Annotated in this window: 23 protein-coding genes; 7 read left to right on the top strand and 16 right to left on the bottom strand. The window is 42.1% G+C overall.

All coding sequences use genetic code 11. From position 1 onward, the window contains the following. Positions 1 to 42: 42 nt before the first annotated feature. The 6 genes from GFC30_RS12935 to GFC30_RS12960 form a co-directional block, all read right to left on the bottom strand. On the bottom strand, positions 43 to 225 hold the full coding sequence (locus GFC30_RS12935) for a hypothetical protein (RefSeq protein ID WP_066326203.1): 183 nt from the start codon (positions 223 to 225) through the stop codon (positions 43 to 45). Between the two features lie 71 nt (positions 226 to 296). Then, complete coding sequence (locus GFC30_RS12940) at positions 297 to 1253, bottom strand: L-lactate dehydrogenase (protein ID WP_066326204.1); 957 nt, start codon at positions 1251 to 1253, stop codon at positions 297 to 299. 74 nt (positions 1254 to 1327) lie between these two features. Beyond that, positions 1328 to 2092, bottom strand: coding sequence for a DUF92 domain-containing protein (locus GFC30_RS12945; protein ID WP_066326205.1), 765 nt, complete (start codon positions 2090 to 2092; stop codon positions 1328 to 1330). Further along, positions 2085 to 2648, bottom strand: coding sequence for a 5-formyltetrahydrofolate cyclo-ligase (locus GFC30_RS12950; RefSeq protein WP_409978523.1), 564 nt, complete (start codon positions 2646 to 2648; stop codon positions 2085 to 2087). The genes GFC30_RS12945 and GFC30_RS12950 overlap by 8 nt, the downstream gene beginning before the upstream one ends. A gap of 48 nt (positions 2649 to 2696) precedes the next feature. Further along, positions 2697 to 2846, bottom strand: a complete 150-nt coding sequence (rpmG, locus tag GFC30_RS12955; RefSeq protein ID WP_066326207.1) for a 50S ribosomal protein L33 — start codon at positions 2844 to 2846, stop codon at positions 2697 to 2699. A gap of 74 nt (positions 2847 to 2920) precedes the next feature. Further along, positions 2921 to 5296, bottom strand: a complete 2376-nt coding sequence (locus GFC30_RS12960; protein ID WP_066326208.1) for a sugar phosphate nucleotidyltransferase — start codon at positions 5294 to 5296, stop codon at positions 2921 to 2923. Positions 5297 to 5431: 135 nt separating this feature from the next. On the opposite strand from GFC30_RS12960, the gene GFC30_RS12965 reads away from it, so the two are divergent. Together GFC30_RS12965 and GFC30_RS12970 are read left to right on the top strand one after the other, a co-directional pair. Continuing rightward, positions 5432 to 5782 (top strand): hypothetical protein, encoded by a 351-nt coding sequence (locus GFC30_RS12965; protein WP_066326209.1) that lies wholly within the window; start codon positions 5432 to 5434, stop codon positions 5780 to 5782. After that, positions 5779 to 6225 carry an endolytic transglycosylase MltG gene (locus tag GFC30_RS12970; protein ID WP_066326210.1) on the top strand — a complete coding sequence of 149 codons (447 nt, stop codon included), beginning with the start codon at positions 5779 to 5781 and terminating at the stop codon, positions 6223 to 6225. Before GFC30_RS12965 ends, GFC30_RS12970 begins: the two co-directional genes overlap by 4 nt. Before the next feature lie 18 nt (positions 6226 to 6243). On the opposite strand, the gene phoU is transcribed toward GFC30_RS12970, so the two are convergent. The 5 genes from phoU to GFC30_RS12995 form a co-directional block, all read right to left on the bottom strand. Then, positions 6244 to 6894 (bottom strand): phosphate signaling complex protein PhoU, encoded by a 651-nt coding sequence (phoU, locus tag GFC30_RS12975; RefSeq protein WP_066326211.1) that lies wholly within the window; start codon positions 6892 to 6894, stop codon positions 6244 to 6246. Positions 6895 to 6909: 15 nt separating this feature from the next. Continuing rightward, entirely contained in the window at positions 6910 to 7722 is an 813-nt protein-coding gene (gene pstB / locus GFC30_RS12980; RefSeq protein WP_066326212.1) for a phosphate ABC transporter ATP-binding protein PstB, read from the bottom strand. 219 nt (positions 7723 to 7941) lie between these two features. Beyond that, positions 7942 to 10065, bottom strand: coding sequence for a peptidoglycan D,D-transpeptidase FtsI family protein (locus GFC30_RS12985; protein ID WP_066326213.1), 2124 nt, complete (start codon positions 10063 to 10065; stop codon positions 7942 to 7944). Positions 10066 to 10149: 84 nt separating this feature from the next. Beyond that, positions 10150 to 11400 (bottom strand): MFS transporter, encoded by a 1251-nt coding sequence (locus GFC30_RS12990; RefSeq protein WP_066326214.1) that lies wholly within the window; start codon positions 11398 to 11400, stop codon positions 10150 to 10152. 93 nt (positions 11401 to 11493) lie between these two features. Continuing rightward, positions 11494 to 12102 carry a superoxide dismutase gene (locus GFC30_RS12995; protein ID WP_066326215.1) on the bottom strand — a complete coding sequence of 203 codons (609 nt, stop codon included), beginning with the start codon at positions 12100 to 12102 and terminating at the stop codon, positions 11494 to 11496. 218 nt (positions 12103 to 12320) lie between these two features. Here GFC30_RS12995 and GFC30_RS13000 point away from each other — a divergent pair, with 218 nt between their 5' ends. Beyond that, complete coding sequence (locus GFC30_RS13000; protein ID WP_066326216.1) at positions 12321 to 14057, top strand: methyl-accepting chemotaxis protein; 1737 nt, start codon at positions 12321 to 12323, stop codon at positions 14055 to 14057. Between the two features lie 82 nt (positions 14058 to 14139). Then, entirely contained in the window at positions 14140 to 14910 is a 771-nt protein-coding gene (locus tag GFC30_RS13005) for a DUF1189 domain-containing protein (RefSeq protein WP_066326217.1), read from the top strand. A 43-nt stretch (positions 14911 to 14953) separates the two neighbouring features. Here GFC30_RS13005 and pstA read toward each other — a convergent pair whose 3' ends face one another. The 3 genes from pstA to GFC30_RS13020 all read right to left on the bottom strand — a co-directional run bounded on the left by pstA (position 14954) and on the right by GFC30_RS13020 (position 17724). Then, a complete protein-coding gene (gene pstA, locus GFC30_RS13010; RefSeq protein ID WP_066326218.1) occupies positions 14954 to 15871 on the bottom strand; it encodes a phosphate ABC transporter permease PstA in 918 nt (305 codons plus the stop codon). Then, positions 15871 to 16761: a phosphate ABC transporter permease subunit PstC gene (gene pstC, locus GFC30_RS13015; RefSeq protein ID WP_066326219.1), complete on the bottom strand. Its 891-nt coding sequence runs from the start codon at positions 16759 to 16761 to the stop codon at positions 15871 to 15873. Before pstC ends, pstA begins: the two co-directional genes overlap by 1 nt. A 72-nt stretch (positions 16762 to 16833) precedes the next feature. Continuing rightward, positions 16834 to 17724 carry a phosphate ABC transporter substrate-binding protein PstS family protein gene (locus tag GFC30_RS13020; RefSeq protein WP_066326220.1) on the bottom strand — a complete coding sequence of 297 codons (891 nt, stop codon included), beginning with the start codon at positions 17722 to 17724 and terminating at the stop codon, positions 16834 to 16836. 183 nt (positions 17725 to 17907) lie between these two features. Between GFC30_RS13020 and GFC30_RS13025 the strand changes: the two genes are divergently transcribed. Beyond that, on the top strand, positions 17908 to 18231 hold the full coding sequence (locus GFC30_RS13025) for a LysM peptidoglycan-binding domain-containing protein (protein WP_066326221.1): 324 nt from the start codon (positions 17908 to 17910) through the stop codon (positions 18229 to 18231). Positions 18232 to 18313: 82 nt separating this feature from the next. Continuing rightward, complete coding sequence (gene ispG / locus GFC30_RS13030; protein WP_066326222.1) at positions 18314 to 19408, top strand: flavodoxin-dependent (E)-4-hydroxy-3-methylbut-2-enyl-diphosphate synthase; 1095 nt, start codon at positions 18314 to 18316, stop codon at positions 19406 to 19408. Positions 19409 to 19434: 26 nt separating this feature from the next. Here the strand turns inward: ispG and GFC30_RS13035 are convergent, their stop codons facing one another. Then, the gene (locus tag GFC30_RS13035; RefSeq protein ID WP_066326223.1) at positions 19435 to 19782 is read right to left on the bottom strand and encodes a hypothetical protein; all 348 of its coding nucleotides are present in this window, start codon (positions 19780 to 19782) and stop codon (positions 19435 to 19437) included. Between the two features lie 144 nt (positions 19783 to 19926). Here GFC30_RS13035 and GFC30_RS13040 point away from each other — a divergent pair, with 144 nt between their 5' ends. Beyond that, positions 19927 to 20523, top strand: a complete 597-nt coding sequence (locus tag GFC30_RS13040) for a hypothetical protein (protein WP_066326224.1) — start codon at positions 19927 to 19929, stop codon at positions 20521 to 20523. A gap of 18 nt (positions 20524 to 20541) precedes the next feature. Here GFC30_RS13040 and GFC30_RS13045 read toward each other — a convergent pair whose 3' ends face one another. Next, positions 20542 to 20967, bottom strand: coding sequence for a Fur family transcriptional regulator (locus GFC30_RS13045; RefSeq protein ID WP_066326225.1), 426 nt, complete (start codon positions 20965 to 20967; stop codon positions 20542 to 20544). Positions 20968 to 20969: the final 2 nt, after the last annotated feature.

Below are 20969 nucleotides of genomic sequence, written 5' to 3' on the forward strand. Positions count from 1 at the left end.
CCCTCTCCCTTTCGCTAAAAAGAGCCATTTTTTTCTATTGTATCATACTTCGTGAACGACTTGGGAAACAATTAGCTTACGGATGACTGGAACGTTCATCCCAATCTGTACAATCCACCGCTGCAACGGTTGAATGCGTAAAACGGCATTTAACACCCGATAACGATAACGATACATAGCAAACGAACTAAGCAAAACAAAAAACGCATACACCATCTTTCTCATCTTTTCCCTCCTCTTTTTCCGTCTGTTTATTCTTTTTTCCAAAAGAGAAGGAAATTATAAAAGCGCCCTCTTTAAGGGCGCTCATGATGGAAAAATGAATCGAGTACTTGCTTCAATACGTTCGCTGAATGAGAAAATTTCGCACGTTCTTCTTCCGTCAGTTTTAACTCAATTACTTCGCGAATGCCGTTTCGGTTGACGATCGCTGGAACGCCGATATAAATGTTGTGTTGGCCATATTGACCGTCTAAATAGGCGGATACAGTAAGCACAGCATTTTCATTTTGTAAAATCGCTTTTGTCAATCGGGCAAGCCCCATCGCAATTCCGTAATACGTCGCTCCTTTTCGTTGAATAATATGATAGGCTGCATCGCGAACGTTCGTAAAAATGTTCTCTAAATCCGCTTGTTTATATTCCGAACGCTCATTAACAAGGTCAAGCACCGATCTTCCGCCAATATCCGCATGACTCCACACTGGCAACTCCGTATCCCCGTGCTCCCCAATAATATAGGCATGGACGTTGCGGGCATCTACTTGGAAATACTCTCCTAATAAATAACGAAAACGTGCCGTGTCTAAAATCGTCCCTGACCCGATAATCCGTTCTTTCGGTAAGCCTGAAAATTTCCATGTGGCGTACGTTAAAATATCCACTGGGTTCGTAGCGACAAGAAAAATGCCATTAAATCCGCTCGCCATCACTTGCGAAACGATCGATTGAAAAACTTTCATATTTTTATCCACTAAATCAAGGCGTGTTTCCCCTGGCTTTTGATTCGCCCCTGCCGTAATGACGACAAGATCGGCATCTTTACAATCGCTATAGTCACCAAACCAAATTTTTGTTGGCGACGGCGCAAATGGAAGCCCATGGTTTAAATCCATTGCATCGCCTTCTGATTTCTCTTTATTGAGATCAATTAGTACTAGTTCTTCTGTTATTCCTTGGTTGAGCATCGCAAACGCATAACTAGAGCCGACAAACCCTGTTCCAATAAGAGCCACACGATTTACACCGTTCATTTTCTCTCTCCCTTTTCCTTATCTCATGTTTTTTGATTGTACACTGTTTCTTTTGTTCATTCCCCTTAAAATTATTACAATTTAATGACAAAAAAGTAAACAATCGTTGAACAAAAAATCGACAACCAGTTCACAACGTCATTATTTAACCAATCTTGTCCTTTTATTCTTATCGTTTGTTTTCCGCAATGCTTTCGCTTCTCCGTTTCCATCCCACACACTGTGCAGCGGTACGAAGCTTGCCAAACGGCACCGATATATGTATCCAAAGCGCTGCCCAGAAAGCCCAAAATACTGACGGCAACTATTGAAATGTCATGCCATAATAAGTCCGCGACAATCGCAATCACGAACGCACCGAAAAAAGAGGCGAGCGTTCCGAGCGATGTCACCGCCCCCGATGTGCCAGACTCCACTTTTTTCCATGTCGTAATCATTCTTGGGGATTGGCGGCTAACGCTTCCAATTTCCGATGCCCATGTGTCCGCGTTCGCGGCAGCAATAGAAACGGCAAATAGCCCCTGCCAACTCCAATGGGGAAAAGCGAGAGCAAGCAAGCTAATCGCTGCTGGAATGCTGCCGTTGGCGAACACTTGCACGTAATCACGCTGTGCCCCCTTTTCTATTTTCTCTGCTAGCAACTGCTTTTGTTGATGACGAAAATGGCTCCAAAAACTAGATGTCCCAAAAAACAACCCGAGCAAACATAACCCTTGCCAAGAGAAACTAACCGCTACTGCCGTCCCAACAAGCATCGTCGCCACTGCCCCTGACAAAGAAAGCGAACGAACGAAAAATCCACCCATGGCAACTAACACGACAGCGATATACTTACTCATGGCAAACGATAACCTTTTCGTTCGTAATAATATAATCCACTGGAATGTCATGCGGCTCGATTGGAAGCTGTTCCATCACTTGAAACGGGTATGCTAACGAAACCGTTGGGCTTTTCACCTGCTGTAAATACCGGTCATAATAGCCGCCACCATAGCCAATTCGATAGCCGTCTATGGAAAAGCAAATGCCAGGGACAATCATTACATCTATCGCCTCTGGGGCTATCTCGTCCGTTACCGCTTCGATTGGCTCGCTTAGCCCAAAATAGACCGTTTCTAACTGGTCAAACGAGCGAATCGCACGAAACGTCATCGTTTTCGTCGTCGGATAGCATTTTGGCACACAAACGATCTTCCCTTCTTTCCACGCGTTTTCAATGAGGGGAGTTGTATTAATTTCCTGTCCTTTAGAAATCGTCAGTGCAACCGTCGTTGCTCGTTGCCAAACAGGAAAAGCGTATAGCCTAGCGGCAATTTGTCCGTCATATGCTCGCTTTGCTTCCGGCGTTAATTGTCGAAGGCGTTCTCTCATTTGTTCGCGGATGAATGTTTTCATCATTTCCCTCCTTTAACAAAAAAGCAGCAGGAAATCTCTTCCTACTGCTTACTTTGTTTCACGGTGAACAGTTGCTTTTTTATCTCGTGGGCAATATTTTTTTAGTTCCAAACGGTCTGGGTTATTGCGTTTATTTTTTGTGGAAATATAGTTACGTTCGCCGCATTCTGTGCAAGCTAATGTAATGTTTACGCGCATCTTTTTCCCTCCAAACTTTTTATAATCAGACCTTTCTATGATAGCATTTTTTTTTCGCGATTTCCATATTTAATTTATACATTTTGATATTGGCGAATTTTTTTTATATATCGCGTGACCGTTTCTCGCGCTTTTTGTCCGTCAAACGCCTCAGAATAAATCGTAAATACCGGCTGATCTAATTCTGGCAAAATAAACGTCCAACTGCCATCCGAATGGCGTACTTTAATGCCGCCACCAACATCTACGTTCGTTTCGCTTTCTTCTTCGATGAGCTTCCGCATCACGATTGCGCGAGCGTTCCAAGGGCAGAACACATAATCTTTTAACCAATGTAGGCGTGGAAGGGAATCGATAACTTGTGATAGCGGACGGGCTTCGACGGCAAAAAGCTGAAGTAGCTGAACGAACGCAAACACCGCATCGTACAAAAAATGAAACGGATGCGACCATGCACGCAACATTTCTCGTCGCGTTCCTTCCACTCGCTTCGTGCTACCGTTTAAACGGCTTGCAACCGACTCTAATCCAGAAGGCGCATAAACCGGAAGCGGCACCGAACGCTCTGAATGAAAGAGAAGCGACACGAGCGTATAAAGCGAGAATAGCTGCTCCTCCGTCATAATATTCCCTGTTTCATCCATTACGAAAAATTGTTCACCGTCTTTTTTCGCCACGACAGCAAATAAGGCGTCTGTTGCTTTGAGATATTCGCGCAGTTCGTGAAGAGATGTTTGTTTAATTATGGTGATTTCGCGGGTTGAAAACAACTGTTCTATAAGTGAAGAAACGTTTGCGTCAGAAACAAAGAGCGCGTTTGAATGAAGAGAAAACGACATATACTGGCGCATTGCTTGAATGTATAGAGCACTTGGCTGGCGTTCATAGTTGGCATACCCAATTTGTTCGAAAGCAACGCGACGAATATTCCCTTGGGCAAATGTATGCTCTAGTTTTTTTTCTTGAAATCGGTCGAGTGGGTAGCCACATTCGTCATATAAATCGATATACACCTTGTCATTTTCTAAAAACATATACACGCCACCAGCATAAGACAGACGAGAGAGGTGATAGCGAACGACTGGCGCTGTTGTCCCTTCTTGCCATGCTGTCGTGCAAACACCAGATGCATGTAATCCTTGAGAAAACGCTTGTTTCATAAGGGTTGTAAACGGATGCCCGTCACTAGCAACGATTACGTGGCTGTGTAGAGGCAATGTGCTGCCATAGGCGGCGCCTAGTTTAGCCGCGTATTCTGGGGTCATCTCGACATTCGCTACTCCAGAAATGCCTCGCACGCCAAAAAACGGTTGCGAAGCATCTGTTCCCCAAAAAAGAGACGAATGAACGACCGTTCCCTCCACAATTGTTTTATTCGGCCATATTTTCGTATTCGGTTTCACATGTACGTTTGGCTGAACTGTACAATGACTACCGACAACTGATTGTTCGAGCAACTCAACATGGTTCGCCACATACGTATCGCCCGCTACTAAGCTTCCGCGCAACTCACAATAGCGGCCTACGTAAACGCGATCCCAAATAATGCTCCGTTTCACTGACGTATGTTCGCCGATATGCACATTTGCACCGATGACGGTATATTGGTCAATTTTCGCATGTTTACGAACACATCCTCCCTCTCCAATAAACGCTGGGCCGACGATAATCGCACCGTCCTCGATTTTTGCGTCTGTACCAACCCAAACGTGAGGAAATACTTCCTGCCCTGGGAGCGAAACGTTTACGCGCTTATTTAACAAGTCGATATGCGCCTTTCGATATTGCTCGATGCTTCCGATATCCAACCAATAGCCATCAGCAAAAAAGGCATAAAGTGGGGCGTTTTGCTGCATTAAGTATGGAAAAATATCGTTGCTAAAATCACATTTGTCTTCTTTCATGTATTGGAAAATCTCACGCTCGAACAGATAAATCCCGGTGTTTACTAAATCACTACACACTTCGTTCCATTTCGGCTTCTCAATCAACTGTTTTACCCGTCCATCGCTTGCCGTAATAATTCCGCCGTAATCGAGCGGATTATTTTGCTTTGTTGCCACAATGGTCGCAAGCGCGCGACGGTCACGGTGAAACGCCATCGCTTCCGATAAATCAATATCGGTTAAGGCGTCGCCGCTGACGACGATAAACGTATCATCAGTAAATGACATGGCGCTTTTTATACTCCCTGCTGTTCCGAGCGGCTCTTGCTCTTCAAAATAACAAACATTCACTCCAAAACGGCTTCCATCTCCAAAATACGTTTTAATTGTTTCCCCCAAATAGTGAATCGTAATCGCAATATCCGTCACCCCAAATCGCTTTAGCCAGTCAATCGAATATTCTAGCACCGGTTTTCCAACAAGGGGAACCATTGGTTTTGGTACATCACAAGTAAGCGGTCGGAGCCGCGTTCCGCGACCGCCAGCCATAATAATTGCCTTCATCCCCCCACCTCCTGTATTTTACTGAATATTCTTAAAATATCTTTCTTTTTATTTTATCTTTCGTTACTCACGCATACAAGATATTTTGTCGATTTTATGTAGTTATTTATGTTATATTCAAAAAGGGTGATATAAATGATGGAATATGTGATGTTTGCACTAATTGGGATATCGTTTTTTTTACTACTCGTATCTTTTTTTGGAAAAGACCGCCTCAAACAACTCGAAGAGCAACTTGACCAATTAACACTTTCGGTTGCACAAGAAACATACCAGCTAAAAAAGCGGGTGAAAGTGTTAGAGGAAGAATTGCTGATGAGCGACGTAATAGAATCGGAAAAAACACGCCCGGAAACCGCCGCTTTCTCTGTTCACGACCGCATCCGGTTGCTTTATAAACAAGGGCTTTCTGCAGAGCAAATCGCCCGAGAAACAGCCATGACGGTAGAAGAAGTTCGCATGGTGTTGCGGGGGATTGCCCGATGAAAAAAGAAATTCGCACTTTTGCACTGGGCATGTTGCTTTCGACTTCGATCCTTGGGGTTGTCTATTATCAGTACGACAAGCAGCAACCGCTCACCCAATCACAAGTAGAGGCCTATTTGAAAAAACATCACGAAATCGCTCTGAGCAATGCGCAATATCATGCGCTTCAAGAAAAAGCAAACAAAGCAAACAAACAAGCAAAACAGGGGACACCAAATATTACTACCGTTCATATTTATCATCTTGTCATTGAAAAAGGGGACGTTCCTGCTAAGTTCGCGAAAAAATTAGAAACAGCGAAAATCATTGCCGATGCGGATACACTTACCTCCTACTTAGAAACGCATCAGCTTACACGAGCCATTCGCCCTGGGACGTACGAAATTCGTAGCGACATGAGCTATGAACAAATCGCCGCGATATTAACACATGGAAAAAGGTGAGCTCTTCGCTCACCTTTATTAACTATTTAAATCATAATGTCTTCCCTTGACGAGATAAACGACATGTTCAGCCATGTTGGTAACGTGATCCGCCGTGCGCTCGAGATAACGAGCAATTAATGACAGCATGTTCATTTGCGAGAAATTTTCTTGCGAATGCTCAAGCTGCAACAAATCGCGCATAATTTGCCCGTATAATTCATCAACTTCATCGTCCATGTCGGAAATTTTTCGCGCTAACAAAACATCTTCTTCGTTGTACGCTTTTAAGCCGAGCGAAACCATGTCTAGCGCAATTTGATGCATTCGAACAAGCTTATCGATCCCCATCACAAACGGCTGTTCGCCGATGCGAATGGTCGCTTTCGCAATGTTCACCGCGTAATCAGCAATTCGTTCAACATCGGTCGCAATTTTAATAGCGACCACAATACGGCGCAAGTCAATTGCGACGGGTTGTTGTTTGGCAATTAACAAAATCGCAAAATCGTTAATTTCTTCTTCTAACATGTCAATTTCGCTGTCGCGCTCAATCACCGCTAACGCTTGATCGACGTTTTTCGTTTGAAACGCCTCGATCGCTTGCGTCAATGCAACTTCTGTTAAATTGCCGAGCTCTATAAGTTTTTGCTGCAATGTTTTTAAGTCGTATTCAAATTTTCCTCTCACGTTTCCGCCCCCTTTTTATCCAAATCGACCAGTAATGTAATCTTCTGTTCGCTTGTCTGCAGGAGTCGAGAATAATTGGTCTGTTTCCGCAAACTCGACTACTTCCCCATTCAAGAAAAACGCTGTCCGGTCAGAAATACGCGCTGCTTGCTGCATGTTGTGCGTCACGATGATAATGCTGTAGTTTTTCTTTAATTCTTCCATCAATTCTTCCACTTTTAGCGTCGAAATCGGATCAAGCGCCGATGTCGGTTCGTCCATTAAAATGACATCTGGTTCAATCGCTAAGCAACGGGCGATGCATAACCGCTGTTGCTGTCCACCCGACAATCCGTACGCATTTTCATGAAGGCGGTCTTTCACTTCATCCCAAATCGCCGCACCGCGTAAGCTTTTTTCCACAATTTCGTCGAGTATTTTTTTATCGCGAATGCCATGAATGCGCGGACCGTATGCGACGTTTTCATAAATCGATTTCGGAAACGGATTTGGCTTTTGAAATACCATGCCAACTTGTGTGCGCAATTCTTCGACGCGGTACGTCGGGTCAAAAATATTGCGACCGCGATACGTAATTTCACCTGATGTACGAACGTTCGGCACAAGTTCAATCATTCGGTTTAACGTTTTAATGTACGTCGATTTCCCACATCCCGATGGGCCGATAATTGCCGTTACTTCGTTCTCGTAAATGTCTAATTCAATATTTTTTAACGCATGATGCTCGCCATACCATAAATTCAATTCTTTTGTGCGGTAAACAACTCGTTTTTCCTCCATCGTTTCTCCTATACTTGTATCTTGTTCTTTTACCATTGTCAATTCCATTGGATATCCGCCTCCATCTATTCAAATCAAAATGGCATAGACTGAGTTGCTCTCGTCTTTTTTATCTTTATCCGTCAATTCCTTTCAACTTCACAACTGTATCCCCAGAATACTACGCAACTTTTAATTGCGTTTGAAGAAAATGTTAAGTTTTTGTAAAGTAAAAAAGGTGCCTCGAACCGTTCGAAGCACCCGAGATAATCAGTGTCCGTAAAATATTTATGGCTGGGAAACGGAAGACGTTGCATTTTGTTTGTTTTGTGTTGTCCCTTGTTGAAGTCGTTCCTTTTTTAATTCAAAGTACGCATCTAAAATTCGCCGACCGATCTTGTTGTTAATTGGATAGTGCGGTTCTTTTTGATATGCCCACGGCACGACGACGGCAAAAGATACTTCAGGGTCATTATATGGGGCATAGCCGACAAGCGTTAAGTTGTACGTCTGCGCGTTTCGCATGCTTTGAATTGGTCCGTCATAAAATGCTTGGGCTGTGCCTGTTTTCCCTGCTGGTTTGTACGGAGCGTCAGCGAAAAATCCCGCTGCTGTTCCTCCTTTTTCTTGCATGACGCGACGCAACCCTTCTTTCACATGATTAATGTACTCAGTTTTCATATCGATTCGATTGAGTACAACTGGCTGAAAATCACGAATGACCGGTCCTAGTTCCTTTCCATCATTGTTCGGTTCACGAATTTCTTTGACAATTTGTGGTTTCATTCGATAGCCGCCATTCGCAATGGTAGAAATATACTGCACCATTTGAAGCGGTGTATACATATCATATTGCCCAATTGCAAGGTCTAATAAAAATCCCGGTAACGTACTTGTTCCTTGAAACCCGATAATTTCATTCGGCAAATCAATCCCTGTTTTCACCCCTAAACCAAATTGGCTAAAGTAGCGGCGAATGGTTGAAAATGCTTCTGTGTTAATTGCAAGCGGCGCGTGCGGTCGATATACTCCACCCCCGATGGCGATTGCTGTTTTAAACATATACACGTTCGATGAACGCTGCAAGGCCGTCAATTCATTAATCCGCCCCATCGTTTGGTACGATTTTTTCACTGGCGTTCCTTTAATATAAAGCGGTTCGTCGACGATGTACGTATACGGATGAAGAACACCTGTTTGCAACCCAGTTAAAACCGTTGCCCCTTTAACCGCAGAGCCCATCGCATACGCGGATGTCATCGTCCCAAGCGCATAGTCTTGCAACTCGACCTTTCCATTTTTATCTTTGGCAAACCGTTTCCCTGCCATTGCTAAAATTTCACCTGTTTTCGGATTCATCATAACAACAAACGCACGGTCTAGCAGAGGAGTTCCACCAAATCGTTTTGCTGCTTTCAACTCGTCTTCGATAATTTGTTCGACGCGCTGCTGCAGTTCTATATCAATCGTCAATACAACGTCTTTGCCACGCTGCCCATCATATACTGTTTCCGTTTCCATCACATTTCCTGATTTGTCAGTAATATTTTTTATTTTCGCTTTTTTTCCGTGCAACACATCTTCGTACTGCGCTTCTAAATAGCTTTTCCCGACGCGATCGTTTCGACTATAGTCGCGCGCTAAAAAATAATCTAGCTGTTCGCGCGGCACCCCTTCGCTATCGCTTGTTACGCTACCGAGCACCGAACGAAACGTATTTCCAAACACATAGCGCCGCTCCCAGTCCGTCGTCGTGTCCACCCCTGGCAATTCTTCTAAATGTTCGCTTACGACGGCATATTCCTGATTTGTAACGTCTTTATTTTTGACAATTTGCGGCGTTAATGCATAACCGCTGTCGAGTTCTCGTTTAATCGCTAACACTTTCATTTCTCGTGGCGTAATTTCTTTTAAATCCTCTGGAGTAATTCGTTCCAATGTCAGTTCATAAATTTTTTTGTCTAGCTCTTTATCAGACAGTCCTTTTTTCTTCAGTGCTTTTTTCTCTGACTCGCTCACTTTCTTTTTCGCTTCTTCTTTTCTCGTTAAAATCCAATAATCTTTCATGTCTCGTTCCGTAATTTTATCCGTCGGTTTATCAATATATTTCGCTAACCGTTCAGCAATGACTAGCGTATCTTCTGGGGTCGTCGTTTTCGTACGCGTATACGTAATCGCATTGAGCGGAATGTTATCCACAATGACACGATTGTATCGATCATAAATTTTTCCGCGCGGCACTGGCATGCTTACCGTCACATTTTCCGTCCGCTCTACCTCTTTTCGATATTGTTCCCCATATACAATTTGCACGACGCCAAGCCGTAAAATTAGCGCCGAAAATAATAAGAATACGCCAAAGAACAATATATTTAACCGAAACGGCAATTGCGCCCTTTTCTTTTTCTTCAAGATTAAACCCTCCCTTTTTCGTTCCATGTTTATTTTAAAAGAAATAATAACATTTGACTAGAAAATCGCATAAAAAAGAGGCTCTTATGAGAGAGAGCCCTCTTCATTTGTGCGCAGATGCGATTCACTATCCACTTTGATGGGACGGATGAACAAATAAATGAGAGAATGACCCGCACCAAGCACAAGCATTAGCGAAGGAATAGCTATTTTTTCATCAAACAAGGCAATCGTCAATAAAAATAACAAAATCGACGCCACCCGCCCGCCGTTTAAAAACAATTCGCGCACTACGATATATTCTACTCGCCGTTCTGCAGAATCCTTGCTTTTCCCAATCACATCAAACGTCAATGAAGAATACGGAACAAGAAGGAGCGGGTATGCAACCGCAATGGTCACTGCATAGAGCAAAAGACGGGGGTAAGAAAGATGAAAAACAATTAGAAAGAGCGCGGCATACAACAACACCCCACCACATAAAATCGCTTTTTTACGATGCTCCGGCTGAACAAAGCGAGACACGACGTAATAGGCGATAAACGAAGTGAATGAATTGACAAACGCAAACTTTCCAAGCGCCCATTCGCTTCCTGTAGCTACATAAACGAAGACGGAAATAACAAAGACGAAAATTCCTTCGCGCAATCCTTGAAAAAAATGCGCACTCGTAATAAGCCGCCAATTTTTATTCGTTTTCCGTTCCTTTAGAATGTACCATACGCTATATGTCCCACTTGCCGGACGCCTTTGCAGAAAAAAGCTAAGCGAAACTGCCGCAACAAACAAGCCAAGGGAGGTGGAAAAAATAACAGTGTAGCCAATCGATTGGACGAGGGAAGAAATAAAATACCCAGCAACAATCGGCCCAATCATCCCCGCTACCGACGTTAAAATACCTAAAAAACCATTAAAGAAATCGCGCGTATCTGGTTCCGTAATTTCAAATGTGAGCACGTTAAACGCAAGCCAATAAAAACCGTACCCAATACCTAATAAAGCGCCGAGCAAAAGTAAATAATCGCGCGCATGATTACCGACGATAAGCACACTCAGAAAAAAAAGCGCTAAAAATGACACGCCAAGACGCAAGACGATAATGCGGTCAACTTGTTTCGCTAGCCTCCCTGCGAAAAGAAACGTCAGTGGCTGCATCGTGACAATGGCTAACTGGTAGAGCGCTAAATCACGAAACTCCCCAGATTGTTTCCACAAATAGACGTTCACAAACGCATTCGACAGCGATACGCTAAGCGCATAACATCCGCCAATGCACAATAACAATAACAAATCCCGCTTTGCTTTTTGACTAACTATTTGAGTGAAAATCGTCATCGCCAACTCCCCTTTTCATCTAAACGGTAGTGTTGGCAGCTTTCCTTTCTTCTATACACAAAAAAGGACGGCGAAAAGCCATCCTTCCTGTCATTATTTTGCTTCTTGGTAACGTTTTTCTACTTCGTCCCAGTTCACAACGTTCCAGAACGCAGAAATATATTCTGGGCGACGGTTTTGATATTTTAAGTAGTACGCATGCTCCCAAACGTCTAAGCCAAGAATTGGTGTTTTTCCTTCCATGATTGGCGTGTCTTGGTTTGGAGTGCTTGTCACTTCTAGTTCACCGTTGTTCACCACAAGCCAAGCCCAACCAGAACCGAAACGAGTCGTTGCTGCTTTTGCAAACTCTTCTTTAAACGCAGCAAAGCTGCCGAATTTTTTGTTGATTGCTTCGGCTAATTCGCCTGTTGGCTCTCCGCCGCCATTTGGTGAAAGAATCGTCCAGAAAAGCGAATGGTTTGCGTGTCCGCCTCCGTTGTTGCGAACCGCTGTGCGAATGCTTTCTGGGAGCGCGTCTAAGTTGCTAAGCAACTCTTCTAACGTTTTGCTTTGCAATTCCGCATGTCCTTCCAATGCAGCATTTAAGTTGGTCACATACGTATTATGGTGTTTAGTGTGGTGAATGTTCATCGTTTCTTTGTCAATGTGCGGCTCAAGCGCATCATACGCATAAGGTAATGGTGGTAATTCAAAAGGCATTTCAATTCCTCCTTTGTTGTCATTATGTATGTGGACGAGTGTGACCTTTTTCACGTCCACTCAAAACTAGCTTACCAAAATTGCCACAATGTTTCAATTTATTTGCCTGCTTTGCTAATCTTAACGTTTTTTGTACATTTATTTAACAAACATTTAACATTGATGGGATACATTGAAGATAGCGTGCAATTTATTCCTGAAACGAGGAGAGCGTAATTATGAAGAAACGAAAAAAAAACATGCTCACTTTCTATCGATTCATTAGGACACAGCCATCGTCTCTTTCTTCCTTGCTCTCGATAAAAAGATGGGATTTACAATTATTATTAGCATTTGTCATTATTATAGTTATCTTCATTTCATTATTATCGATAGCTTATATTGGATATCAAAAAAATAAGCAACTATCCGTTCAATCAATCGAGCAACAAATGCAGTTATCTACCGAAGTAACGATTGAAAAAATTTCCTTATTAAAAGCAACCGTAACAAATGAGGAATTCGACAAAAAACTCCCCTATATCCTTATGTTAAATGAACGAAAATTTAAAGCTCTTCATTTAACGCCAATGCAATTTGCAGTAACCAAAGAAAAACGCATAGAAAAATTTATTCATTTTAATAGTTCCCTACCATCTTTACCTCGTTCCATTGTTCATCAGATGTATGAAAAAAAACAAGGAACGATTCATTTTCAAGGGATTACGCTATGTTATGCCTATTCCGTCGATTTAAACAAATTGTACGTATTGGCGCTAAAAGATAGCGAATATTTACAGCCTGTTTTTTCATATCAAAAAATCAGCTTACTTATTTCGCTTATTACTGCTTTTATTTCTAGTTTTATTAGTTTTTTTATCATACAAAAAATGCTGCAACCAATTGATGCATTAAAACGTGCTATGCAGCGAGTTGGGCAAGGAGATTTACAGACACGCCTGCACATAAAGCATTCCAGTAAAGATATATATGCACTGGTCACCGGTTTCAACCAAATGATCGATAGTTTAACGACTTTAATTAAACATTTAGAGGAAAGTTCCAAACTCGTTGCCCATTCATCAGAAACATTGCAACAATCGTCATATGAGTCGAGAATAGCTTTTGAACAGATTTCCACCTCTATGGATGAAATAGCAGCAGGAACAGAAAAACAAGCTCATGCGACAGCAGAAATTTCACAATTTTTTCATGAAATCTCTCTTGGTATGGAAAAAGCCACTCTTTCTATGGCAGAAGTTGAAGCGTCTACAAACGCAGCCGAGCAAAAAATACACATGGGAAATCAGCTAGTAGATAACACGGTTAAACAGATGAATTTGGCGCAAAAAACCGTCGGACAAGCTGCCGAAATGATATACATATTAGGAGAAAAATCGAAAAAAATTGACCAAATTGTTAGTCTAATTAATCAAATTTCTAATCAAACGAATCTTCTCTCGCTGAACGCTGCAATTGAAGCAGCAAGAGCCGGGGAACACGGAAAAGGTTTTTCTGTAGTAGCTAACGAAATAAGAAAACTAGCTACACAAACAAGTGAAGCTACAAAACAAATTCAAGATATTATTGAAGAGATTCAACACGAGGCAGAACAAGCTGTCGATTCCATGCACTGTGGTGCTCAAGTCCTTAAAGATGGCATTCAAATGGTGTATGAAACAGATACATCATTTAAAGTAATTGGACAGTCAATGGAACATGTTTTAACAAAAGCAAAAGAAGTAGGAAATATTGTTCATCATGTTAGTGCTCAAACACAAGAAATTTCTACCAATATGGAAGAAATAGCTGCTGTTTCGCAACAAATCGCTGGGAATATGGAACATGTCGCTACCATTGTTCAAGAACAAACCTTCTCTATCGATAGCGTTTCGCACGCATCTCAATCTTTGAACGAATTAGTGAAACAATTACAGGAAATCGTTCGCACTTTTAAAGTAAAAAGAATCTCCTAATCGGGGATTCTTTTTACTTGGGCGTATGAGTTGAATTATGAAGAAAGACAATATACAATGAGCATGGAAGGATGTGTGAAACGTGAATATATTGGCACAGTTGTGGAAAAGTTTATATTCTCCAAAAGACATTGCCCGCTTTCGATTTCAAAAAATCGGAAAAGCAATCGGATACGTCTTTCTGTTAGCATTTCTTTCGTCACTACCGCTTTCTTATTATATGTCCGTTAATTTAGTCGACGGGATTCGCTACATGAAAACGTTATTGGAAAACGAGATACCTTCTTTCAACATTGAAAACGGGAAACTTGCTTCTTCTGCTACACAGCCTATCACTATTAACGAACACGGCTTAACGATTGTCTTTGATAGCACAGGAACGGTAACAAAAGAAGAAGTGGAGCGGGCAACGAACGCCATTGGCTTATTAAAGCATGAAGCAATTATTGTAACAAACGGGCAAATGCAAACTTACAGCTATTCAATGTTTTCTAACATGACTCTTACAGACGAAGACGTACGAACCCTTCTTGAAACATTGCAGTCATTGCTTCCGGTACTTATTCCGATTCTCTTTGTTTTCATCTATTTATTTACGAGCACCAGCAAGTTTATCGGGGTTTCTGTTCTTGCATTTATCGGCTTGATTTTGCGAAGCACATTAGACAAAAATATCTCTTACCGTCACACATGGATTATGTCTGCTTACGCGGTAACGCTATCGACTACCTTTTTTACTATTATGGAAACGTTGCAAACCGTCGTACCATACGCCGTCCCGATTCATTGGTTTGTATCCATTTCCGTTCTATTTTTAGCTATTAAAGAAATCCCTTCTGTAAAACAACTTTAAAAAACAAACACGCAAGGAGGACGACTTGCGTGTTTGTTTTGTCTTAAGATGCCATTTTCGTTTTCCGTTTTTTCGCGCGCATATTTCCAGCAAAATATTTTTGCAAAAGCGTCGATGCCAAACGAGCCGTAAGGTTAAAAAATAAAACCATAATAATTAAAACAGCAGCTGATTTAGCAGCAATTAGTTTCGCATCCGGCACAATCCCTTCCGAGTTTAATTTCCAGATGTGTACCGTTAACGTTTCAGCAGGGCGAAAAATGTTTAACGGGTGTGCTTTGCTCGATAAATCAGCAGCGGTATTTAAAAACGGTGTAGTTAGCCCCGATGTGTAAATTAAAGCAGCTGCCTCACCAAAAATTCTGCCGGCTGCTAAAATCACTCCCGTCATAATTTGCGGCACTGCAGCTGGAAGGATAACCTTTACTAACGTCTGCCATCTTGTCGCTCCTAATCCTAAACTGGCTTCTTTCACACTATGAGGAACATCTAAAATAGCACTTTCGCATACCCTTGTTAATCCTGGTAAATTTAAAATCGTCACCGCTAAAGCACCGCCAAGTAACGTGTAACCCCAGCCCGTTAATGTCACAAATACTAAAAGACCAAATAAGCCGACAACAATGGAAGGAAGAGAAGCCATTGTTTCAATACAAAGCCGGATAAAATTCAACATTTTTCCTTGCTTTGCATATTCAGCTAAGTAAATACCTGCTCCAAGACCTAGCGGAACAGAAATAAGCAACGTCAACACTAATATATAAAGGGAGTTAATTAATTGGGGACCAATCCCGCCCCCCGCTTGAGTGTTGCTTGGGTTTCCAAAAAGGAAATGCGGATCCCAAAAGCCCCATCCTTTCGAAAGGATGGTCACAACGAAAAATCCTAACAAAATCACAATGAAAACCGAGATTCCATACAAAATGAATGTCCAAATGGCATCAACCGTTCTCGCCTTCATCATTTCTCACCCCGTTGCCCAATGATACGAATAATAAAAATAAATACGAAAGAGATAAATAATAACACCATCGCCAATGTCCACAACACGTTGTTCCACGCCGTTCCGTTTAATGTATTGGACATATCCATCGTTAAAATCCCTGTTAAGGTAGAAGTTGGACTATATAATCCTGAAGGCAGCTTCACGGTGTTCCCGATGACCATTTGAACCGCTAACGCTTCCCCAAATGCACGAGCTAATCCCAATACAACTCCTGTTAAAATGCCTTTGCGAGCAGCAGGGACAATGACACGGCTAATTGCTTGCCATCTCGTTGAACCTAATCCGTACGACGCCTCTAAATAGGCATGCGGAACACTTTGAATCGCATCAGAAGCGATGCTTGCGATCGTCGGTAAAATCATGATGCTCAACACAACAATCCCTGCAATCAAACTAAATCCTACCCCGCCGAATGATTCCCGTAATAATGGGACGAGAATAGTAACACCTAAAAATCCATAAACAACTGATGGAATCCCAATCAACAACTCAAGCACAGGCTTTAGTACTTTCGATCCGAACTGTGGAGAAATATGATTAATAAATACCGCTAATGCGACCGCAATAGGAGCACTAATCATCACCGCACCAAGCGATACAAACGTCGACCCGGCGATAAAAATAACAGCCCCGTATTTAGGATGCGAATCGTTCGGTGCCCATTGTTTAGAAAATAATATTTCTTTTAATGATAAATGGCTCTGCGTGAATGACTGAATTCCTTTACTACAAATAAACACAATAATCGAAAGAGTAACAAAAACAATGAAAAATCCACAAAATGTAGCCAGCCCTCTTCCTATATATTCATTTTTCCAATAATTAATTGGTTTTTTCCCCTTCATCTCTCATTCACCTTCCCTAATTCATCCAAACGAATAGGACTGACTAAAATGTAGCCAGTCCACTATATTTAATTATTCTAATTCAGAAATTGGAATGTATCCCATTTCTTTTACTTTTGCAGAAAACTCTTCACTTTTGACAAAATCAATAAACCCTTTGACAGCATCTTTTGCTTCGCCTTTTGTGACCATGTACTCATACGACCAGAACGGATATTTTTGCGCTTTAATGTTTTCGACTGTTGGTTCCGCACCATTAATTTTTAATTTTGTTAACGCATTTGCTTTATCACCAACTAAATAAGACATCGCGACATAACTAATAGCACCTGGTGTGGACTGAATCGCTTGCTCAACAGCACCGTTAGAATCTTGAACTGTTCCGATGCTGTCATTCACTTTCGTACCGTTCATTAACGTTTTTTCAAATGTTGCCCGTGTTCCTGAAGAAGCTGGACGATTAATGACGTTAATTTTTTCATCGTTTCCGCCTACTTCTTTCCAGTTTGTCACTTTCCCTGAAAAAATATCTTGAATTTGTTGAACAGTTAATGAATCAACTTTTACATCTTTGTTCACTACTAACGCAAATGCGATCCCTGCTACTTTATTATCAACTAATTCGCCAGCTTTCGCTTTATCTTCAATTTTTTCTGCTGATGGAACATCTGAGTTACCAATTTGAACCGCACCTGCTGCTACTTGGTTCACCCCTGTTCCACTTCCGCCACCTTGCACCGTAATCGAAACATCCGGATATTTTTGCATAAATTCGTTTGCTGCCTCTTCTGCAAGCGGCTGAAGTGCTGTAGAACCTGCTACAGTAATCGTTCCTGTATACGCCTGTTGTTTCTCATCTTTTTTGTTATTTTCTGTAGCATTTTTGTCTGAGTTTCCACATCCAGCAAGTGCCCCTGTAATAACTAGTGCGGCCATTGCTAACTTCACGCTTCTCTTTAACATCCTTGTAACCTCCATCATTTTCTTAATCATCTCGCTTACAAAGTTATTGTAACGAACAAGTTTTATGATTTTATTAAGCAAATGTTAAGTTTAAGTAAAGATGATCTTTTTTTATCACTACACATGATAGGGAATGGACAAGCATACGTATGTAGTAGGTACTTTTATTAGGAGGAAACGCAAGTGAGAAAATGGACGAGTATCGTCGCGACTCTTTTAATTGTATACACTGCTTATCATGACGTCACAAAAGGAACGTTAGGCCACAAACACGAAAAGACCGTTCATGCACAACATGAAAAAACAAAGGAAGCTTCCCTACCATATCAAATCGTCGAAATAAAAGCAGGCGATACGCTGCTTTCATTGATTGAACAACAGCAAAAAGGTCCCTTACCTGTACCGATGGAAACGCTCATTCGTGATTTTGAATCATTAAACCCTGGCGTCAAAGCAACCGCTTTACAAATCGGAAAATCGTATAAAATTCCTATGTATCGCAAGTAACTTAGCGAATTCCTTGTCAATTTCCCATAAACACTGATACAATAGTGCAGAAAACATAAGTTCTCAAAGGAGCGAATGATCTGTGAATGAAATCATTCATCGTTCAAAAACCCGTCCGGTTCGCGTCGGCAACTTGACAATCGGCGGAAGCAACGAAGTCATTATTCAAAGTATGACAACGACAAAAACACACGATGTCGATGCGACGGTTGCTGAAATACATCGATTAGAAGAAGCTGGATGCCAAATCGTCCGCGTTGCCTGCCCAGATGAACGGGCGGCAAACGCTATCTCAGAAATTAAAAAACGAATTAACATCCCGCTTGTCGTTGATATCCATTTTGACTACAAATTAGCATTAAAAGCAATCGAAGGCGGTGCGGATAAAATTCGCATCAATCCGGGAAACATCGGCCGCCGCGAAAAAGTCGAAGCGGTCGTAAAAGCAGCGAAAGAACGGGGAATTCCGATTCGAATCGGGGTCAACGCCGGTTCGCTCGAAAAGCGGATTTTAGAGAAATACGGCTATCCGACAGCGGACGGAATGGTCGAAAGCGCCTTATATCACATCCGTATTTTAGAAGAGCTCGATTTTCACGACATTATCGTATCGTTGAAAGCGTCCGATGTCCGCCTTGCGATTGAAGCGTACGAAAAAGCAGCAAGAACGTTCGACTACCCGCTTCATCTCGGCATTACCGAATCAGGCACGCTGTTTGCCGGAACAGTAAAGAGTGCGGCTGGGCTTGGCGCCATTTTAAGCAAGGGAATCGGAAATACTGTGCGTATTTCGTTAAGCGCTGATCCGGTCGAAGAAGTGAAAGTCGCGCGCGAGTTGTTAAAAGCATTTGGATTAGCGGCAAATGCAGCAACACTTATTTCTTGTCCGACGTGCGGACGAATTGAAATTGATTTAATTAGCATCGCCAATGAAATCGAAGAATACATCGCGAAAATTAAGGCCCCGATTAAAGTGGCTGTCCTCGGTTGCGCCGTCAACGGTCCTGGAGAAGCGCGCGAAGCCGATATCGGCATCGCTGGGGCGCGCGGAGAAGGGTTATTATTCCGCCACGGACAAATTGTCCGTAAAGTTCCGGAAGAAAAGATGGTCGAAGAATTAAAAAAAGAAGTCGACAAACTCGCAGAAGAATATTTCGCCAAACAAGCTAAAGCTTGACGCATTCCGCGCCAAGCTTTTTTCTTTTAGTAATAAAAAGGAATTACAAACAATTTGATAATAATCGATACTATCCCGATACCGATTGCCCACATTCCTAACATCGTTGCCCCGCGCCGGCGTGCGATAAAACCGACAATAATCCCTGCTGCTCCTAACAAAATTGGCATAATAAACAAGGACAGAACCGACAAGGCAAGCGCCGTCCATCCCCATCCGCTTCCATTTGCTCCTTCTCTTTCTTCCCGTTCGTCATATCGACGAACCGGTTCAGCGATTTCTGCCGACGTCTCTTCCATAAAATCTGGCTCTCGTTCTACTCGACCAATCGATTGCACGTACCTTCCGTACGTACGTTTGTTGTTATTCTCCATGTTGTTCCCTCGCTTTCGTAAAGTAAAAGGAGCATTTTTAGTATCGGTCGTTTCCGAAAAAATATCGCTGCGAATGTTTTCAAATGAAGGAAAATTACATGTGATATGTTACAATATCGAATAGAAAGGAGTGCTTCATTTACAATGAAAAAACGTCTTGGCATCGACATCGATGGAACCGTTACTTGTCCAAGTACATTTATTCCCTATTTAAACCGTTCGTTTCAAAAACAATTAACGCTTGCGGACATCACGCAATACAATTTAGCGCCTTTGTATGACACGACAGAGGAAGAAATGGATCGCTGGATGGAACAATACGAAGGCATGATTTACAAAGAAGCGCCGCTTGCACCAAATGCGCTTGAAGTCATCGATAGCTGGAAACATCAATATGAGCTATTTTATATTAGTGCCCGCGGCAAACATTTATACGACATTACCGAACAATGGTTTCAAAAACACGGGATTCATTACCATCACATCGAACTTATCGGCTCACATGATAAAATCGAAGCGGTGAAAACATACAACATCGCTGCCTTTTTCGAAGACAAATACGACAACGCTTGCGACATCGGTGAACAATGCAACATCCCTGTCATTTTATTCGATACCCCATACAACCAAGGCTCTTTGCCAAAACAAGTCATTCGCGTGAAAACATGGCTAGAGGCGAAGCTGCAAATGGACATGCTTTTATCTTCTTCACATTTAATAAATACGGGCAAACGTTCATAAGGCAAACGGGATATCTCCCTAATACGAGATATCCCGTTGACATTCCGGGCACTTTCCGTATATTTCAAATTTATGATCCGCCACTTCATAGCCTTGCAAATGCTCTTGCAATTCCCCCATCGGGCATGTAGCAATTTCTTTCGTCTTACCGCATTCCATGCAAATAAAGTGATGATGGTGATGCGCACTATCGCACTTAAAACGGAAATGCTTCTCGCCAGACAACTCCGTCATTTCTAAAATGCCCAGCTCAACAAATAGCGATAAATTGCGATAAATCGTATCAAAGCTTAAGCCGGGATAATCGTTTTTTAACGCCTCCAATACGTCTTTTGCTGTTAAATATTTATCTGTCCGCGAAAACAAGTGCAGCATTTCTTCCCGCTTGCCCGTATGCTTAAACCCCTTTTCTTTCATCAGCTGAATGGCTTGCGCAACATTCATCT

The sequence above is a fragment of the Anoxybacillus amylolyticus genome (assembly GCF_001634285.1).
GTDB lineage: Bacteria > Bacillota > Bacilli > Bacillales > Anoxybacillaceae > Anoxybacteroides > Anoxybacteroides amylolyticum.

Bases quoted from the DNA above. Each gene is read 5' to 3' on its own strand.
- GFC30_RS12995 (WP_066326215.1), bottom strand. From the start codon at position 12,102: ATGCCTTTTGAATTACCACCATTACCTTATGCGTATGATGCGCTTGAG.
- GFC30_RS12970 (WP_066326210.1), top strand. From the start codon at position 5,779: ATGAAAAAAGAAATTCGCACTTTTGCACTGGGCATGTTGCTTTCGACT.
- pstA (WP_066326218.1), bottom strand. From the start codon at position 15,871: ATGAAGGCGAGAACGGTTGATGCCATTTGGACATTCATTTTGTATGGA.
- GFC30_RS13045 (WP_066326225.1), bottom strand. From the start codon at position 20,967: ATGAATGTTGCGCAAGCCATTCAGCTGATGAAAGAAAAGGGGTTTAAG.
- pstB (WP_066326212.1), bottom strand. From the start codon at position 7,722: ATGGAATTGACAATGGTAAAAGAACAAGATACAAGTATAGGAGAAACG.
- pstC (WP_066326219.1), bottom strand. From the start codon at position 16,761: ATGAAGGGGAAAAAACCAATTAATTATTGGAAAAATGAATATATAGGA.
- GFC30_RS13020 (WP_066326220.1), bottom strand. From the start codon at position 17,724: ATGTTAAAGAGAAGCGTGAAGTTAGCAATGGCCGCACTAGTTATTACA.
- GFC30_RS13035 (WP_066326223.1), bottom strand. From the start codon at position 19,782: ATGGAGAATAACAACAAACGTACGTACGGAAGGTACGTGCAATCGATT.
- GFC30_RS12935 (WP_066326203.1), bottom strand. From the start codon at position 225: ATGAGAAAGATGGTGTATGCGTTTTTTGTTTTGCTTAGTTCGTTTGCT.
- GFC30_RS13000 (WP_066326216.1), top strand. From the start codon at position 12,321: ATGAAGAAACGAAAAAAAAACATGCTCACTTTCTATCGATTCATTAGG.
- GFC30_RS12990 (WP_066326214.1), bottom strand. From the start codon at position 11,400: ATGACGATTTTCACTCAAATAGTTAGTCAAAAAGCAAAGCGGGATTTG.
- rpmG (WP_066326207.1), bottom strand. From the start codon at position 2,846: ATGCGCGTAAACATTACATTAGCTTGCACAGAATGCGGCGAACGTAAC.
- GFC30_RS12940 (WP_066326204.1), bottom strand. From the start codon at position 1,253: ATGAACGGTGTAAATCGTGTGGCTCTTATTGGAACAGGGTTTGTCGGC.
- GFC30_RS12945 (WP_066326205.1), bottom strand. From the start codon at position 2,092: ATGAGTAAGTATATCGCTGTCGTGTTAGTTGCCATGGGTGGATTTTTC.
- GFC30_RS12960 (WP_066326208.1), bottom strand. From the start codon at position 5,296: ATGAAGGCAATTATTATGGCTGGCGGTCGCGGAACGCGGCTCCGACCG.
- GFC30_RS12965 (WP_066326209.1), top strand. From the start codon at position 5,432: ATGATGGAATATGTGATGTTTGCACTAATTGGGATATCGTTTTTTTTA.
- GFC30_RS13040 (WP_066326224.1), top strand. From the start codon at position 19,927: ATGAAAAAACGTCTTGGCATCGACATCGATGGAACCGTTACTTGTCCA.
- GFC30_RS12950 (WP_409978523.1), bottom strand. From the start codon at position 2,648: ATGAAAACATTCATCCGCGAACAAATGAGAGAACGCCTTCGACAATTA.